The organism is Staphylococcus sp. HMSC072H03, from assembly GCF_001809305.1.
GTDB lineage: Bacteria > Bacillota > Bacilli > Staphylococcales > Staphylococcaceae > Staphylococcus > Staphylococcus hominis.
Window position 1 is genome coordinate 637 of the sequence record NZ_KV796905.1, and the last position, 1,124, is coordinate 1,760.

1 protein-coding gene is annotated in these 1,124 nt (G+C 32.0%); it reads left to right on the forward strand.

Translation table 11 applies throughout. The features are described from left to right. On the forward strand, positions 1–1,124 hold a 1,124-nt coding region (locus HMPREF2578_RS08700; protein ID WP_176743751.1), incomplete at both ends, for a DUF1542 domain-containing protein.

Genomic DNA, 1,124 nt, shown 5'->3' on the forward strand with positions numbered 1-1,124 from the left:
CAAACACCGGGTGCAACAACAGAAGAAAAAGAAGCAGCGAAATCAAAAGTAGACGAAGCTGCGACAGAAGCAAGAAATAATATTAATCGTGCTTTGTCTAACAATGATGTAGATCAAGTAGTACATAATAGTACGGCATCAATAAATAATATCCAACCAGATATAGTTAAAAAAGAACAAGCAAAACGAGGTATAGATACTCAAGCAAAAATCAAAAAAGCCATCATTGATCAAACATCTGATGCAACGACAGAAGAAAAAGAAGCAGCGAAATCAAAAGTTGATGAAGAGGTAACAAAAGCAAAACATAGTATTGATCAAGCAATAACAAATAGTGATGTAGATCAAGCAAAAGATAGAGGAACTGTTGCTATAAATAACATTCAGCCAGAAGTTGTAAAAAAAGAGACAGCTAAGACTTCTATTGATCAAATTGCATTAACTAGAAAAAACATCATTGATCAAACACCTGATGCAACAACAGAAGAAAAAGAAGTAGCGAAATCAAAAGTTGATGAAGAGGTAACAAAAGCAAAACGTAACATTAATCAAGCAGTTACAAATAATGATGTGAATCAAGTTGAGCATAATAGCACAATAGCAATTAATAATATTCAACCCAATATTATAAAAAAAATTGCAGCTAAAACGTTAATTGATCAAGTAGCAAGAGCTAAAAAAAATAATATTGATCAAACATCAAATGCGACAATAGAAGAAAAAGAAGCAGCAAAACAAAAAGTTGACGAAGAAGTTACAAAAGCAAAACATAGTATTGATCAAGCAATAACAAATAGTGATGTAGATCAAGCAAAAGATAGAGGAACTGTTGCTATAAATAACATTCAGCCAGAAGTTGTAAAAAAAGAGACAGCTAAGAATGCTATTGATCAAATTGCATTAACTAGGAAAGCCATCATTGATCAAACACCTGATGCAACGACAGAAGAAAAAGAAGCAGCGAAATCAAAAGTTGACGAAGAAGTCATAAAAGCAAAACATGGAATTGATCAAGCAAAAACAAATAATGACGTAGATCAAGTTGAACAAAATAGCACTACAATGATAAATAATATTCAGCCGACAGTAGTTAAAAAATCAGAAGCAAGACAAGCAATTGATGA